The following is a 13,939-nucleotide window of genomic DNA, read 5'->3' on the forward strand; positions in this document are numbered from 1 at the left end:
GTCACGCTGAAAATGCCGGCCTTTGAATGGGTTCATGTGCAGCTCCATCAGCAAAAGGGGATGATAAGTTTATCACCACCGACTATTTGCAACAGTGCCCTTTCGACTACCTCCCCTCAAAGCCATATCACGTACGTTAATCCTGACTTCATTAAAATCAGTGGTTTCACTGAGGAAGAACTATTAGGCCAGCCTCACAACATCGTAAGACACCCAGATATGCCGCCTGCTGCATTTGAGCATATGTGGAGTACATTAAAATCTGGCCGCTCATGGATGGGGCTAGTAAAAAATCGCTGTAAAAATGGCGACCACTATTGGGTAAGTGCTTATGTAACGCCAATAGCTAAGAATGGTTCGATTGTTGAATACCAGTCTGTAAGGACCAAGCCTGAACCTGAGCAGGTTTTGGCTGCGGAAAAATTATATGCTCAATTGAGAAGCGGGAAGGCCGCGAGGCCGAAATTGGCTGCTAGCTTTTCCGTGAAAATACTCTTGCTCATATGGGGTAGTATTATATCAAGCGCAATGGCTGCCGGCATGCTTACTGATACATCAATAAGCAGCTTATTGTTAGCCACTTTAATGTCAGGAAGCTTAAGCTCTGTTAGTGTTTTGGCTATTCTCTCTCCTCTTGGAAGACTGGTTGAAAGAGCCAGGAATATTTCCAATAACCCATTAAGTCAATCCCTCTACACTGGGCGCACCGATGAGTTTGGCCAAATAGAGTTTGCTTTACGAATGATGCAAGCTGAAACAGGCGCCATAGTAGGTCGCATAGGTGATGCATCAAATCGGCTTAGCGAACACACCCGAGGCCTACTAAAGGATATTGAGTCAAGCAATGTACTTACAGTTGAGCAGCAGGCAGAGACAGATCAAATAGCAACGGCAGTAAACCAAATGGTGGCAAGCATTCAAGAGGTTGCGAGCAATGCACAGCATGCTGCAGATGCGGCCGGAAGAGCAGACACTGAGACGGCATCTGGCCAGCGTCTGGTAGCCCACACAAGCCAGTCAATCACTGCCCTTGAAGGTGAAATTAGGCAAGCCACTCAGGTTATTCATGAGCTTGAAGGTCAAAGTAACGAGATATCAAAAGTTCTTGACGTTATACGAGGGATCGCCGAGCAAACGAATTTGTTGGCACTCAACGCAGCAATTGAGGCCGCGCGTGCTGGTGAGCAGGGGCGTGGTTTTGCTGTTGTCGCCGATGAGGTTCGCAGTCTTGCTGCTCGCACACAGCAATCGACAACGGATATTCAAAGCATGATCAGCGCTCTACAAGAGCGAGCGCAATCCGCTGTTACAGTCATGGAGCAAAGTAGTCGGCAAGCGCACACGAGTGTAGCTCACGCAGAGGAAGCAGCTACAGCTCTTGATGGAATTGGCCAACGCGTTAACGAAATTACCGACATGAACGCGCAAATAGCGACTGCGGTCGAGCAGCAGGGAGCAGTAAGTGAAGACATAAACCGCAGTATTATCAATATACGCGATGCTGCTGATACCAATGTACAGACCGGGCAGAATAATTTGCAAAGTGCGAAATCTGTCGCTCAGTTAACTAGCGCTCTGAGCGAACTGGCAAAACAGTTTTGGGAAAAACGAGGATAACGCTTTTCAGTATCTCGACAGGGATAACTTACTTTACCATCGGTTATCCCTTTTAGCCGCACAAATTTTAGCCATGGCTTTTCAGGAAGTCAGGGCTATCAGAATGGCCTTAGAAAGCCTAGTCAAAGAGCTGTCACGAGAACACCGTTAGCTTAGCGTACGATTTTTTCCGAATTCTGCGGTTCCCCCAATTTGCTGTTTGGTTGCCGGGTTTTCATCGAGGCCAAAGCAGATTTCGCCACGTAACTCCCGCACCGTTCTTTCCAGCGTCACACTGAAATTACTCCGGATAAACCGGGTATCAGCCCGCATCAGATCCAGCGCCGTTCTGATCCCCATCGTTTCAAGCCGCGCTGATATGCGCCTTCCCACTCCCCAGACTTCGGCCGCAGGCAGAATGGCCATCAGTTTATGCAGTCTGCGCTCGTCAGTCAGGGCAACCACGCCCCTGGTGGCTGGCCAGGTCTTGGCGGCGTGATTACACAGTTTTGCCAGCGTTTTGGTAAAACTGACGCCCACTCCACAGGTCAGCGTCGTATGACGTTGCACTTCACGCCGCAGCTGATGCCCGAATGCCTCCAGGTTCATTGCCGTTTCCATCCCACGACAGTCCACAAAGAGTTCGTCAATTGAATACTGCTCCACACGGGAAGACAGCGATTCCACTACCGCCGCAAAACGCGCTGACATGGAGGCATACAGGGTGTAGTTTGAACTGAATACGGCCACGTTATGCGCTTCAATAAGCGGCCTCGCTTTGAAATAGGGTTCCCCCATTTTCAGTCCTGCCAGTTTTGCAAGCCGGTTCCGGGCCACGATCGCCCCGTCGTTGTTGCTGAGGCAACATACCGCACGGCTGGCCAGGTCAGGCCGGAAGGCACTCTCACAGGCGGCATACATGCCGTTTACATCAATGAGGGCAAACACTACAGATGTCTCATCACAGAATGGCTGACAACGCCCCACAGCTGCACGGTGTCACTGTCAGGATCGAAATAGAGCGGGCTGTAGGCAGGATTCATTGGCATCAGGCAGGGGCGGGGGTGCAGCAGCAGTCGCTTCACGGTAAATTCATTGTCCACGGCGGCAATCACAATACTGCCGTGCTCAGGCTCCAGGGCGCGATCGACAACCAGTACGTCGCCATCGTGAATCCGGGCGTCTTCCATGCTGTTGCCTTCCACACGCAGAAAATAGGTTGCAGAGGGATGTCTGACGCAATATTCATGCAGGTTCAGATCCTGCTTTTCATATCCAGCTGCAGGAGATGGAAAACCTGCAGGAATGCGTTCTGTATAGATCGGCCGGCCCGGCAGCAGCGTGTCGGGTCGGGGCTCAATGATAGTAAGCATGTCATACACCCTCCTCTTTACTGTACATATAAACAGTATATACAGTTTTAGCGAAGGGGGAAGGTGGGGCTAAGGTGCGCTGTCGCGCGGCTTAGCCGATCGGGCCAACAATCGGTGCAGATAAGTCAGGGAGGCATCACCTTCAGGCTGCACCTGCCAGTCACTGCGGATAAACAGCGTCACCAGTCCCGGTACATTCCCTGTCAGACGCACCAACAAAGGATTTATCTGTCGGCCGTCGTCGTCAAATGCGGCATCGAGACTGGAGCGTGAAAGATAAATGCCGTTCACGCCGGCATTCAGGGTTACGGCATTCCGGCCGGACCATTCCCGGTCGCTTAACACACGGTAATTCCAGTTCATAGCCTTCGCTGCCTCCAGCGCATGGTTCAGCCGGAACAGATCATTTTGCTCAGACAACTCGCCGGTACAGGAATGCCACAGGTAATTCAGCTTACTGGCCAGCTGCGCATTGACGCCCAGCTGACGGCCCTGTTTAAGCAGCCACTCAATGTCGGAAGCGACATCGCGCGAAAAACGACGTTGTCTCAGCGCGGTCGCCAGCCAGCGGGTGAGAAAGAGATTTTCCTGTGCCGGTGACACCACGTCACCGTTCTGCCTGGCTAAGGCCAGCGCCACCAGGGCACACCACGCCAGATGGGCCGATTTTCCTGACTGATTCACCGCGGGCTTTTTTCCTTTGTTCAGGGGAATGAATATATCTTAACCGGAAGCGGGTCTTATCCGGAACCGTTGACCCCGGATTGAACATCAGGCCCGGACTGGCGAGCAGTGCGCAGCCAGTCTTCTGAATGCCGCTTTGCGGCATGGAGGCGCCAGATGAATTTAAGCAGGGCTCAGTCGGTTAGTGGCGCCGTCGCCCGGCGAAGCCGGTTACCGTTTTGAAAGGTTCTACCTATCCCATCCCTCGCCCTGTTAAGCCATACCCGCTAAATACGGCATAGAGGCTTCTGTGCGCGGTCGGAGTGGTCACGACAAGGCGAAGCCGCAGTCGGGGCGTATCTCCGCGTTAGCGGGCCGTCAGGGCCGCTTACGAGCGTGTATTCCTGGCTTACCGCAGTCGAACTTACAGCGGTCCAGGAATCTAGTTACAACATCCATCATTAAAAGCGATGTTGTTCCGGGCCTTCGGCCCGGGCGGCGGCGCTTTTCAGTGGTGGGTTTTTTGTGGGGAGCTGAGGATCCTAGGAGTAAGTGGTCGACTGTTGCTGTTGTAACGTTCTGAACCCTGCCCGCCATTTTTGGCGGGTGCTAACTCTAGGCGCAAAGCGCCTGAACCGAACCGGCGCGGACTTTGTCCGCTGCAAGGGCGGGCGTTATACACATGTCCACAGGACAGGTGGCGAATAGGTTTTATTTTTAAATGTAAGTAATGACTGAAGTTTAAAAGATAGGAGATCAGAAGTTTAAAAGGATCATCGCGGTTTGTAGAAATTCCTTATTGTGGTTTAAAAAGCATCCATCCAGTAGCTTATCACTTTAGCCTCTTGTGGTTTATGTGGATAACTGGATGAAAACCTAAAAGCGGTGAAATATTGGGCGTTCGGTCACAGAAATATGCGGGCAACAAAAGAAGAATTTTGGTTAAGTTTAGAAAACCCGGCATCAGCAGGACATGTTTGTCATTCAGGTCCCCGACGGGGGCCTGAAACAGGGGCTGAAGAAGGTTAACACGGCAATAAAAGCCGAAAAGTGGGCAGGCGTAAACCGATGCCAGGGCACCAGATTCAAAAAGGCAGCGTATTAGCTGGCGTTAGGTTGTGACCAGCAATGCATCACCAAGTCGTGCGTAATGGCCACGCGAAAGCTTCATTCGCTCCGAGACACGGCGTTCTATCTCTGCCCGAACCGCATCAAGATTACCGAAGAAGCGGCCTTTCCTGATTTCTTTTTGGATTTGCTGGCGAACCAGCAGCTCGATCTCTTTGCGCGTTCGCGGAGCGTCCTTACGCGCCCTGTGACGTTTCATGCCGTGTTCATAGCGTGACTTGTGGTACTGACGGAAGCGTTCACGAACGAATGACCAGGCCGCACTGATAAGTTCATCAGCACCGGCGCGAGGAAGCCCTTTCTTCTCACGCTGCTTATTTTCCCACTCAATACGGCTGCGGCGCGCAGCAGCAACGGCTTCTTCAGACACCCCAAGCACCTGCCACATCAACGGTGTGAAAGTGATGTCTGTGGGGATATTACAGCCAATTTCTTTATCGTATTCGGTGTTATAGGTAATGAGGTTCAGCTGAGCGAGAAACTTCAGGGCACCCGTCAGACGGGTGATCGACAGACGTTTTTTTTCTGTGGCCAGTCCGCAGCGAATGCTCATGGTAGTGAGCGATGAACCAACGCGATTAGCAAGGGGATTAAAATAGTGACACATTGCCTGTACGGATGCTTCCAGTGCCCGTATGCGTAACACTGGCGGGCGCTTTTTGCGCTCACCACGGGCGATCAGCATAGCAACCAGTGCCTGGAACTCTGCACGCTCAGTGAAGCCAACAGCTTTCTCGCGAATTTTTTCACAGAACGGAAGGGTTTTCTTTCCCTTTTCAGGAATGAAAACTGGATTCGGATTTTTTACCTGACGGTAAAGTGTAGTGGTTTCGGAATTCTGCTTACTCACCACTTCCTGCGCTTATGTTGCACAGAAGGAGTAAGTACGGAATCTCTTGTCTTTTTTCGCGCACGGGTTATACTCCCATACAGAAGCAACAACTTCTGCATGATTTGTTAAGGACCCCGTTAATCTCGCGATGCCGCCAAGTATCTAAGATTATCGGGGTTTTTGCTTTTCTGGGCTTTGCTAACTAACCACCCAGAACCTGCCACCTTCTTCGGCGTGACAACCTAATAAATTCATTTAGAACAATAAGTTCTCCGACTTTATCACCACAACAATGCAGGATCAATTTTTAGGATCTATCCGGCAGCAGGATCAAACATCACCTCTGGAGCGATGCGCTTCTGCGTCTCGTTTTAAGCTTTCGAACAGCTCAAGTGGTACAAGATAAAATGCCGGCGCGCTACGGTTCAGAATAGCAATAGCATCACCCTCTGCTGACTCGACAGTCCCTAACGGATCCCTTTTGAACTCCGTGATACCAGCGACTTTCGTGCAATGTATCGGATGTGCCATAACTCCTCCTGATTTACAGATAGCACCTACGAATTATTGTATCGTAGCATACAATCAGACACTTAAAAGCATCATTAACTAATATTATGATCGCAGATCAAATCCAGTTAAGTGTCGCCTTACATGATATAGTACATCAACACACAGAATATATCTCTAAATTTCAAATACATACGGCTCTTAGTGGATGATGTCTAAACTCGTTTCTTCAAAAAAAAATTCCAACTCGCTCCCCAGGTTTTAAACCTGATATCCAACAGCAGAGAACCGATGACAATCAAGAACGGCAATCTGCAGTATGTAGCGGTAAACCAAGCTTTTCTTCGATTATTAAAACTCCCCAACGATTATCCGATTGTAGGAAAAACGTTGGACCAGCTCCCTACCTCCTTAGCTTACCTCTCACAACGAATACATAAGCAGGAGGAACTCGTTATGGAACATGAAGATAAGTTTTCTTCAATCGTTACGCATCCAATAGGTGAGAGCAACTCCATACATGCCCTATGCTTCGAATCTAGACCCTATTACGACGATGACGGGATCTGCTCAGGAACGATGCTTCAAGTTAGGCCTGTTGATATTTTTGGGCCAGACAGCTTGCTATCGGGAGACGTTCCCAAATCGTTGGTATACAGGGTACCGTCTGAGATATTCACAAATGCTGAATGGGAGGCCATCTTCTTAATCTCTCTAAAATACAGCAGGAAAATGATGTCTCGAATATTAGGAACCTCTCTTAAAGCGGTAGAACACAGAATCAGCCGATGCCTGCAGAAAACCGGGACCTCGTCTGGAGCCGAACTATTAGACTTTTGCAAAAAGAATAACTGGGATGCATATGTTCCCCCTCGTTTTTTAAAGCCTCGGTTTCGACTATTCAGAGCTGCTCCTGATGCGTATCTAGTTGACTCATCACTAAGCAGACAGTAGTCTTCAAAGGTCACAGTAAATCCTGTGATCGGGCGTGAGAACCCGTATCTACACGTGCACATAGACACGCACAAGCGTGTTTTTTTGTGTACTGAACCAGCACATCTTCGTAATGGCGGTTCAGGTAGGGCAACCGTAAGGTTGGCCGGTACCGTGTAGGCCGGTTTCTCACCCCTGCCTGGGCTGCCACCAGAGCGTGAGAACTCCTTGGTAGCCGACATAGTATCTACACGGGAGCTTCATCTATGATGTGCAAGAACCTATCAAAAATTTCTATATCCCCCTTAGCAAATGAACATGCCTTTATAGGCCTAGCTGCTAAAGCTCACCCTCATCAGAAATCCTTCGCCCATACCACATGTCGCGACAAGGTCCATGGGGTTTCTCCCCATTAAAGGGGATGCATATTGCGCGTAAATTTACTACGTATAGATTTGCTAGGGGACTTAACGATGATTAATGAAAACACTATTAACGCCCTGCATAGCGTATTTCCTGAGCTTTCCAGAAAACAGTTAGAAATCGTTACTCTGTATGCTCACGGTAATGCATATGAGACAATCGCTGACATTTGCAATATTTCTGTTGAGACAGTCCGCTCGCATCTGAAGCGAAGTACTAAAGCTCTGAACTTAAAAAGTAACGATGCAATGCGTGCAGTTATATTGTCACGCTCATACTTTTTCATGATTTCATTGATGATCACAAATTAATCAAAAAATGCACCCTTGAGGGTGCATTTTTAGGATTCAGCCTATTTACACTTTACTTCATTATACAGAGAAACAAAAATACGCACAGTTCCTTAAGTATTGCCGCCAATTTTACTTAAGGGACTAACCTACAAGAGCATCCTGAGCCATGAAGGCGCTCGAACTACAGCATGCAAACTTAAGTGTTTGTTAGTAAGACTGTTTCGCCTTCATGGTTGAGTATGTTCGACCCCATTGAACTTGAATTATCCTTTCATGGATCAATTCTGCGCGAAGCGTTCAAAAATGAATATTGAGACTGTATGTAACCAACAATGGTATCTTGCTCTCTATATTACCGGGGGCAAAAACCGCGAGAACTTATTCGACTGGCTACACGACAGGAGAATAACTCCATGGACACCTTTATCCTTAACGCAAATACGGCGTGCGGATGCCCCGCATGTTTTCAGAAAAAGGATCTCGGCCGTTTTCCCAGGATATTTCTTCCTTAAGGCAGATTTCGAATCACAGAAAATAGATATGATTCGGGCGCACTCTGCATTCTGCGACTTTGTGAAATTCGGCAGTAAAATTGCCCCTGTGAATACAAGGGTAGTCGAAGCATTAATGAAGAAATACCCCGACCCGACTCATCACCCTGCTGCAAGAGCTGAACTCGAAGCGGCATCAGATATCTGGCTGACAAAAAGCCAATACAAACGCCTTACGCAGTTAGATAAAACGGATCATCCCATATCCCGGACTGCAATGCTGTTCGATATGATCACCCATGCTGATGCGTGGGGATTTTAAAATGTACTTAACCGAGCCTCTTAAGCTGGTTCAAACCAGTTTTACACCATCCCTTTAGTTTCCCCCGTTCACGGGGGCTTTTTTTCACCGTTTTCCGGCAATGACGTCTGGGCTGGCCCTGCCCAATGAACACCCTCTGTTCCTGTAGCCAGCCTGCTTTCAGGCTTCTTTCATTCTGGCGGAATGAAGGTACAGACGTCATTGCCAGAAACCGGAACCAGAGAGAGACAAACCATGCAATCCACCCAGGAACAGGTCAGCCATCTCTTGTGGTGCATTCTCGTAGCCTTACGTACGGCAGTCGAAAACCATCACATAACCTCAGAGCGTGGCAAACGTAGATTCATCACAGAATGGCTAAGCGGAGCACGAAGAATACCAACATTCAAAGGGATGAGTAGCGAGTTTATGACTATCCGGCAGTTGCTCGAAAACGAACGAAATCGTCCCATTGATGACGTCCTGACTGCGCTCTGGACCAACGCTGTTTCAACCGGGAACTGTGATCTGTTTCGTTTTCGGGCAGTTCTTAATTCACTTCTCGGCCTTGGCTGGAAGCACTGCCTTTGCCCCTGGCCTGAGCAGGTTGTAACTGAAATCATGGAACGCCAGCGAAATCGTAAGAACCACATCCTACAGTTCACCCGTATGGAAGAAGCATTTACCGCGACAGGCTCAATGGCTTCCCCCGTCACGCTTCAACTCCTCCTGAAAAAAAATGAAGATGATGAGGTAGAAAAGTCTTTCTATCTCGATCGTTTCTCTGTTGTCCGTGGCCGCGATATCTCACTACCCAAAGCCACTCTTCGCACACTCTATATCGGACATCACACACTGCCGGAGTCAGCATGGGGTGCCCGTGAAGGCGTCCGCTACGGAGATGTATGGCGCCCTGACCTTCATTAATCTTTTTGCCGAGGCTTAATCATGAAAACGCATACATTGGGCGTGCTATGTTCCCTGCTGGCGTTATATGGCTGCAACGGAGCTACTACTTCAAACCAGGCTCATCACCGTAATGAAATCGGGCAGTATCAGAAAAACGAAACTGCATACATTCCTGTCAGAGCCAGTATTTACGAGCTTTCCACTCCCGTAACGCCTGAACTAAAGGAATTGCTTGAACAGCCAGGTGCAAAAATATCTTTAAGACCGGTCAGCGCTTCACTGGGAGACGAACTCACGGAACTGGTCGCTAAAGGGGACGTCAGACTGCTCTACGATATGTCAGGAGTCACAACCAACAACAAGGCATTACTTTTCTCTGTTTCAAATTACTCCGCTCAACAACACGCAACGACAGGGGAGAAGAAGAAAGAAAATGTCGTGGATGATCTCTCATTAGTGATAACGCCGGCTCTTTCCGCAGACTCTGCATTAATGCAGATGACCGTAGAGCTTTCCCGGACCACTGGCAGCTCAAAAAATGAATATTCCCGTTACGCTATCAACTTCCGACAACTTCTCAGATTAAAAGGTGGACAGAAGCTCAGTGTTGCTCTTCCCCTCAATGACGAAACGAACCGCCTCATTATCATCTCTCAAAAAACATAACCGTCCCGACTCGTCACTTCCTGCTCCCTTTCATACCTGTATTTCACTAACAACTAACTCCGGAGTAAAAAACATGAAACATATTACCCTTGCCGTATTGCCGCTTATCCTGAGCGCCTGCTCATCCTCACAGCCCGATCAGCGTATTGACATTACTCACGGCAAACCAGCCTCTGTCCAAAAAGTGGTTTCTCTCAGGATGGATGCGCCGCTCAGCCAACCTGTTACTTTCGACAACTCAGACAGCGTACGCTATGTAAATTCGGTCACTACGGAAGATGGGAAAATCGTCAGTAAGGAATACCGCACTCTCTCTTATGGAACCACGGTCAGGGCTGTCGTCAGCGATGCAGGGGATGACAAACAACTCGTTTCACTGGCGGTACGACACGCCTGCCATCCCGAATTATCAAAACTCTCAGCTGGCTCAGCCGAGGAAGGGATAGACCTGCCCTCGCAAAATTACATAACTCAACAGCAAAAAATTCTGATAGCGCGCGGAGACGATGTTCTGATCAGCGGTATCGGTTTTGACGCGAACTGTGCTTTTCCACGTATTACCGTTCACCCCACCGAATAACCCCGGGGATCATCATGAAAAAACTTGCCCTGCCCCTGTTAATACCGTCGCTGTTAAGCAGTTGCGCGGGATTTAATAACCGTAACATTGCTCCTGACACACCTGCGCTCGTGTTTGTCGACGGCCAGATCAGCGATAGTGCCGATATCATTACACAGACACAGCGGCGAATTGCGCCTCCGGCGGCCACTCCCGTTCCCGTACGCCAGCCGACATCTGTAGCGGTAACATCGCAGACCTCCCCGCTGCCGCAACCAACAATGATGGCCTCCTCCGCAAAACAAGTCAGCTCAGTGAGCCCCATCATGAATCCAGCGCTGCCGGCACTCACATTTACCGGCACACCAGGTCCCGTTGCCGTTCTGTCATTATCACAGGTGCGTAACCTCACTTTCGAACAGTGGGTCAGGCGCATCATTCCGACTGGCTGGACGCTGAACTATGAGAATGCCCTGCGACCTGTACTGAATACCCGTATCGTCTCGGTCGACACCAATGACCAGTGGACCAGGGTGCTCAACCGTCTGCTGACAGAGCAATCCATCCAGGGTCAGCTGGACTGGGATCGTCATGCCGTCACATTGCAGCGAAAGGGGCAAACCGCTCAGATGACCGTCCCTGCACTGTCCACTGGAAACCTCCCTGCGCCGCCACAGGCGTCTGGCGCGCCGAGAAATCCGTTCAGCGGACCGGAGGTGACCCAACCCATACCGACGGCAGCGGTTAAAACCAGCACATCCTCTGTAACAACAAAACCGATGAAGGCACCAACAGCGGTAGTTAAAGCACAACCAGCCACCGGGGAACCAGTCGCACCTGTGGTTCAGGGTAAAACCTGGCTGGCGCCATCGGGAACGACTCTTCGGGAAATGTTGATGAAATGGGCGCAGGATACCCGCTGTGAATCAGGCGCATCATCGCACTGGACGGTTATCTGGCCAGTATCCGTGACGGATTATCGGCTTGACGCACCACTGACCTTCCGCGGCTCATTTGAAACCATGCTCGGTCAGATGTTCGACCTTTACCGTTCAGCACAGAAACCGCTTTATGCTGAAGCTTCCCGCATGCAGTGCGTGGTATCTGTCACAGACACTCCGGCAGGTCGGTGATGGGCTGGGTCATACTGGCAATCAGCATGATATTTTTCCTGATTGTCGGTGATATAGATTCGCAACAAAATCAGACCAGCCGGACTGCAATACAGACGCAGAGCGGCCAGCTTTATGCCTCCCAGATCCTGACTATCGCCAACCGCGTTAACGACTGGCGTTACAAAACTGGCCAAACGAATGGCACAGTTCCAGTTGACCAGCTGGGTCTTCCCTTTACTCCCGACGCCCGGATCCAGTACCGGTTACTTCAGAGTAGATTGTGGGTCTGGATGCCGGAACAAGCTGGACTCGTTGATGCCTTACGGGCACAGAGTCGCGGTTCGGCACTCATCGGCACCATGAGAAGCGGCCAGTTAATCTGGCTTTCCGGTCTGGCCACCGGGCTCACGGCTCCACAGGGCGTTCCTGAAGGCGCTGTGGTTTACCTCAACTAATCCGGATTTCCCCCATGAAGAAAACCCTTTTGCGGCGCCTGCTGATGGCGTCCTGCTTTGCCATGCTCGCAGGTTGTACCTTCTCTGAAATCAACAAAATGCAGACTAAGGCACAATCTGACGCCACGGTAGCCCGCGCACAGGCACAGCTCCCGCGAACACAACATCAACAACCACTGACCTGGACGGAGCGTCAGTGGATTAATCCGAGTCCTATCCCGGTCGCCGTTCGTGAACGGAACCACCAGGCTCCGTCATGTAATATCACCCAGGCAAAAAATACTATTACGCTACAGGAACTGGCACAACGCATCACCGCGCTGTGTGGAACCCCCGTTATTTTTACTCCTGACGCCCTTGATATCAGCCAGAGCAGCGTCAGTACCGGCGTCACACGCCAGATGAGTGGCACACTACCACCACCTGATGACAGCGGTCGGACGCCACTGGCCAGTCTGGGGGGCGTAACTTCTTTGCCGACTGGAGGAACCAGCCAGCCCCTGAACCTTACCGGACTGATGTGGCAGGGAGACCTGGGCGGACTTCTGGATCTGATGGCCAGCCGTAGCGGTCTCTACTGGCGAATGGATAATGGAACTATCGTGTTCTATCTGATGGAAACCCGGACCTATTCGCTGGCCATGCTGAACACTAAAACGTCCAGCACGTCGAGCGTCAGCTCAGGGACGACCAGCAGTATGGGAGCCACCAGTGGTACAGATAACTCCGCCTCCGGCGAATCCACAACCTCCCAGAGCACAACCACGGGGCAGGAATACGATTTGTATGCTGATCTGCGAAAAGCTGTGGAGTCGATGCTGACCCCGAACAAAGGTCGCTACTGGCTGTCCTCCTCCAGCTCATCACTGATTGTGACAGACACGCCGTCAGTACAGGCCGCTGTGGCCCGTTATGTGAACGAGCAAAATCTCATCATGAACAGACAGGTAGCCCTGAATGTTGAAGTCCTGAGCGTCGGTAACTCACGAAACGAAGATTTCCGGATTGACTGGAACCTGGTGTACAAGTCACTGCACTCTGCTGGCGCCACGCTTAACAACGCGACAGGGGATCTCACTGGTGGTATTTCTGCCGGCGCGTCCATTCTTGATACCGCTACTGGTAATGCCGCGAAGTTTGCTGGCTCCAGCCTTCTGCTGAAAGCATTGTCAGAACAGGGCGATGTCAGCGTCGTCACTTCTCAGTCCAGTACCGTGACTAACCTGACGCCCGTGCCTATTCAGATGGCAGATCAGACGGTCTATGTAGCGCAGTCGGCTACAACGACAACCACCGATGTCGGCGCCACCACAACGCTGACGCCTGGGATGATCACCACCGGTTTCAACATGACCCTGTTACCGTTGATTCAGGAAACAGGTAACGTTCAGCTACAGGTAAACTTCAACCTGTCAGATCCACCGACCATCCGTAACTTCACGTCAAAAGACGGGAACTCTTACATCGAGATGCCATATACCAAACTGCGCTCTCTGAGCCAGAAGGCAAATCTCCGGGCCGGGCAATCGCTGATCCTCACTGGTTTTGATCAGAACAATACCTCCGTCAATAAATCCGGCACCTTTACGCCAGGGAACCCGCTCCTGGGCGGAAGTCAGTCAGGTAAAAACGAACGGACCACTCTGGTCATCGTGATCACACCGACATTCCCGCAAAGTTCCGGAGGCTGAA

Annotated in this window: 14 protein-coding genes; 10 read left to right on the top strand and 4 right to left on the bottom strand. The window is 50.5% G+C overall.

Translation table 11 applies throughout. The features are described from left to right. The first annotated feature begins 60 nt into the window (after positions 1 to 60). A complete protein-coding gene (locus G6Q29_RS19365; protein ID WP_053897648.1) occupies positions 61 to 1,617 on the top strand; it encodes a methyl-accepting chemotaxis protein in 1,557 nt (518 codons plus the stop codon). Between the two features lie 147 nt (positions 1,618 to 1,764). Here G6Q29_RS19365 and G6Q29_RS19370 read toward each other — a convergent pair whose 3' ends face one another. From G6Q29_RS19370 to repA, 4 genes are all read right to left on the bottom strand, one after another. Beyond that, positions 1,765 to 2,544 (bottom strand): Y-family DNA polymerase, encoded by a 780-nt coding sequence (locus G6Q29_RS19370; protein ID WP_108970993.1) that lies wholly within the window; start codon positions 2,542 to 2,544, stop codon positions 1,765 to 1,767. Further along, positions 2,544 to 2,969, bottom strand: a complete 426-nt coding sequence (gene umuD, locus G6Q29_RS19375) for a translesion error-prone DNA polymerase V autoproteolytic subunit (RefSeq protein ID WP_045325066.1) — start codon at positions 2,967 to 2,969, stop codon at positions 2,544 to 2,546. The genes G6Q29_RS19370 and umuD overlap by 1 nt, the downstream gene beginning before the upstream one ends. A gap of 69 nt (positions 2,970 to 3,038) precedes the next feature. Beyond that, on the bottom strand, positions 3,039 to 3,653 hold the full coding sequence (locus tag G6Q29_RS19380; RefSeq protein ID WP_032440595.1) for a DUF2913 family protein: 615 nt from the start codon (positions 3,651 to 3,653) through the stop codon (positions 3,039 to 3,041). A gap of 1,090 nt (positions 3,654 to 4,743) precedes the next feature. Further along, complete coding sequence (gene repA, locus G6Q29_RS19385; protein WP_022650061.1) at positions 4,744 to 5,610, bottom strand: plasmid replication initiator RepA; 867 nt, start codon at positions 5,608 to 5,610, stop codon at positions 4,744 to 4,746. Positions 5,611 to 6,372: 762 nt separating this feature from the next. Here repA and G6Q29_RS21900 point away from each other — a divergent pair. From G6Q29_RS21900 to G6Q29_RS19430, 9 genes are all read left to right on the top strand, one after another. Further along, entirely contained in the window at positions 6,373 to 7,056 is a 684-nt protein-coding gene (locus G6Q29_RS21900) for a helix-turn-helix transcriptional regulator (RefSeq protein ID WP_265937801.1), read from the top strand. 452 nt (positions 7,057 to 7,508) lie between these two features. Then, positions 7,509 to 7,769, top strand: a complete 261-nt coding sequence (locus G6Q29_RS19395; protein ID WP_022650064.1) for a helix-turn-helix transcriptional regulator — start codon at positions 7,509 to 7,511, stop codon at positions 7,767 to 7,769. 285 nt (positions 7,770 to 8,054) lie between these two features. Further along, a complete protein-coding gene (locus G6Q29_RS19400; protein WP_032623570.1) occupies positions 8,055 to 8,564 on the top strand; it encodes a transcription termination/antitermination NusG family protein in 510 nt (169 codons plus the stop codon). A gap of 234 nt (positions 8,565 to 8,798) precedes the next feature. After that, positions 8,799 to 9,470 (top strand): hypothetical protein, encoded by a 672-nt coding sequence (locus G6Q29_RS19405; RefSeq protein ID WP_022650066.1) that lies wholly within the window; start codon positions 8,799 to 8,801, stop codon positions 9,468 to 9,470. 21 nt (positions 9,471 to 9,491) lie between these two features. Beyond that, complete coding sequence (locus G6Q29_RS19410; RefSeq protein WP_022650067.1) at positions 9,492 to 10,118, top strand: hypothetical protein; 627 nt, start codon at positions 9,492 to 9,494, stop codon at positions 10,116 to 10,118. A gap of 73 nt (positions 10,119 to 10,191) precedes the next feature. Next, positions 10,192 to 10,698, top strand: coding sequence for a hypothetical protein (locus G6Q29_RS19415; RefSeq protein ID WP_022650068.1), 507 nt, complete (start codon positions 10,192 to 10,194; stop codon positions 10,696 to 10,698). Between the two features lie 14 nt (positions 10,699 to 10,712). Further along, a complete protein-coding gene (locus G6Q29_RS19420) occupies positions 10,713 to 11,810 on the top strand; it encodes a toxin co-regulated pilus biosynthesis Q family protein (protein WP_032623573.1) in 1,098 nt (365 codons plus the stop codon). Then, a complete protein-coding gene (gene pilM, locus G6Q29_RS19425) occupies positions 11,810 to 12,247 on the top strand; it encodes a type IV pilus biogenesis protein PilM (protein WP_022649971.1) in 438 nt (145 codons plus the stop codon). Before G6Q29_RS19420 ends, pilM begins: the two co-directional genes overlap by 1 nt. Before the next feature lie 14 nt (positions 12,248 to 12,261). Next, entirely contained in the window at positions 12,262 to 13,938 is a 1,677-nt protein-coding gene (locus tag G6Q29_RS19430; RefSeq protein ID WP_022649972.1) for a PilN family type IVB pilus formation outer membrane protein, read from the top strand. The last annotated feature ends 1 nt before the right edge of the window (position 13,939 follow it).

Source organism: Enterobacter cloacae, assembly GCF_011078175.1.
Lineage (GTDB): Bacteria > Pseudomonadota > Gammaproteobacteria > Enterobacterales > Enterobacteriaceae > Enterobacter > Enterobacter cloacae_Q.

What these genes read in the sequence shown, in the direction of transcription:
- G6Q29_RS19365 (WP_053897648.1), top strand. Translation starts at nt 61, where the DNA reads ATGATAAGTTTATCACCACCGACTATTTGCAACAGTGCCCTTTCGACT.
- umuD (WP_045325066.1), bottom strand. Translation starts at nt 2,969, where the DNA reads ATGCTTACTATCATTGAGCCCCGACCCGACACGCTGCTGCCGGGCCGG.
- G6Q29_RS19395 (WP_022650064.1), top strand. Translation starts at nt 7,509, where the DNA reads ATGATTAATGAAAACACTATTAACGCCCTGCATAGCGTATTTCCTGAG.
- G6Q29_RS19400 (WP_032623570.1), top strand. Translation starts at nt 8,055, where the DNA reads ATGAATATTGAGACTGTATGTAACCAACAATGGTATCTTGCTCTCTAT.
- G6Q29_RS19405 (WP_022650066.1), top strand. Translation starts at nt 8,799, where the DNA reads ATGCAATCCACCCAGGAACAGGTCAGCCATCTCTTGTGGTGCATTCTC.
- G6Q29_RS19410 (WP_022650067.1), top strand. Translation starts at nt 9,492, where the DNA reads ATGAAAACGCATACATTGGGCGTGCTATGTTCCCTGCTGGCGTTATAT.
- G6Q29_RS19415 (WP_022650068.1), top strand. Translation starts at nt 10,192, where the DNA reads ATGAAACATATTACCCTTGCCGTATTGCCGCTTATCCTGAGCGCCTGC.
- G6Q29_RS19420 (WP_032623573.1), top strand. Translation starts at nt 10,713, where the DNA reads ATGAAAAAACTTGCCCTGCCCCTGTTAATACCGTCGCTGTTAAGCAGT.
- pilM (WP_022649971.1), top strand. Translation starts at nt 11,810, where the DNA reads ATGGGCTGGGTCATACTGGCAATCAGCATGATATTTTTCCTGATTGTC.
- G6Q29_RS19430 (WP_022649972.1), top strand. Translation starts at nt 12,262, where the DNA reads ATGAAGAAAACCCTTTTGCGGCGCCTGCTGATGGCGTCCTGCTTTGCC.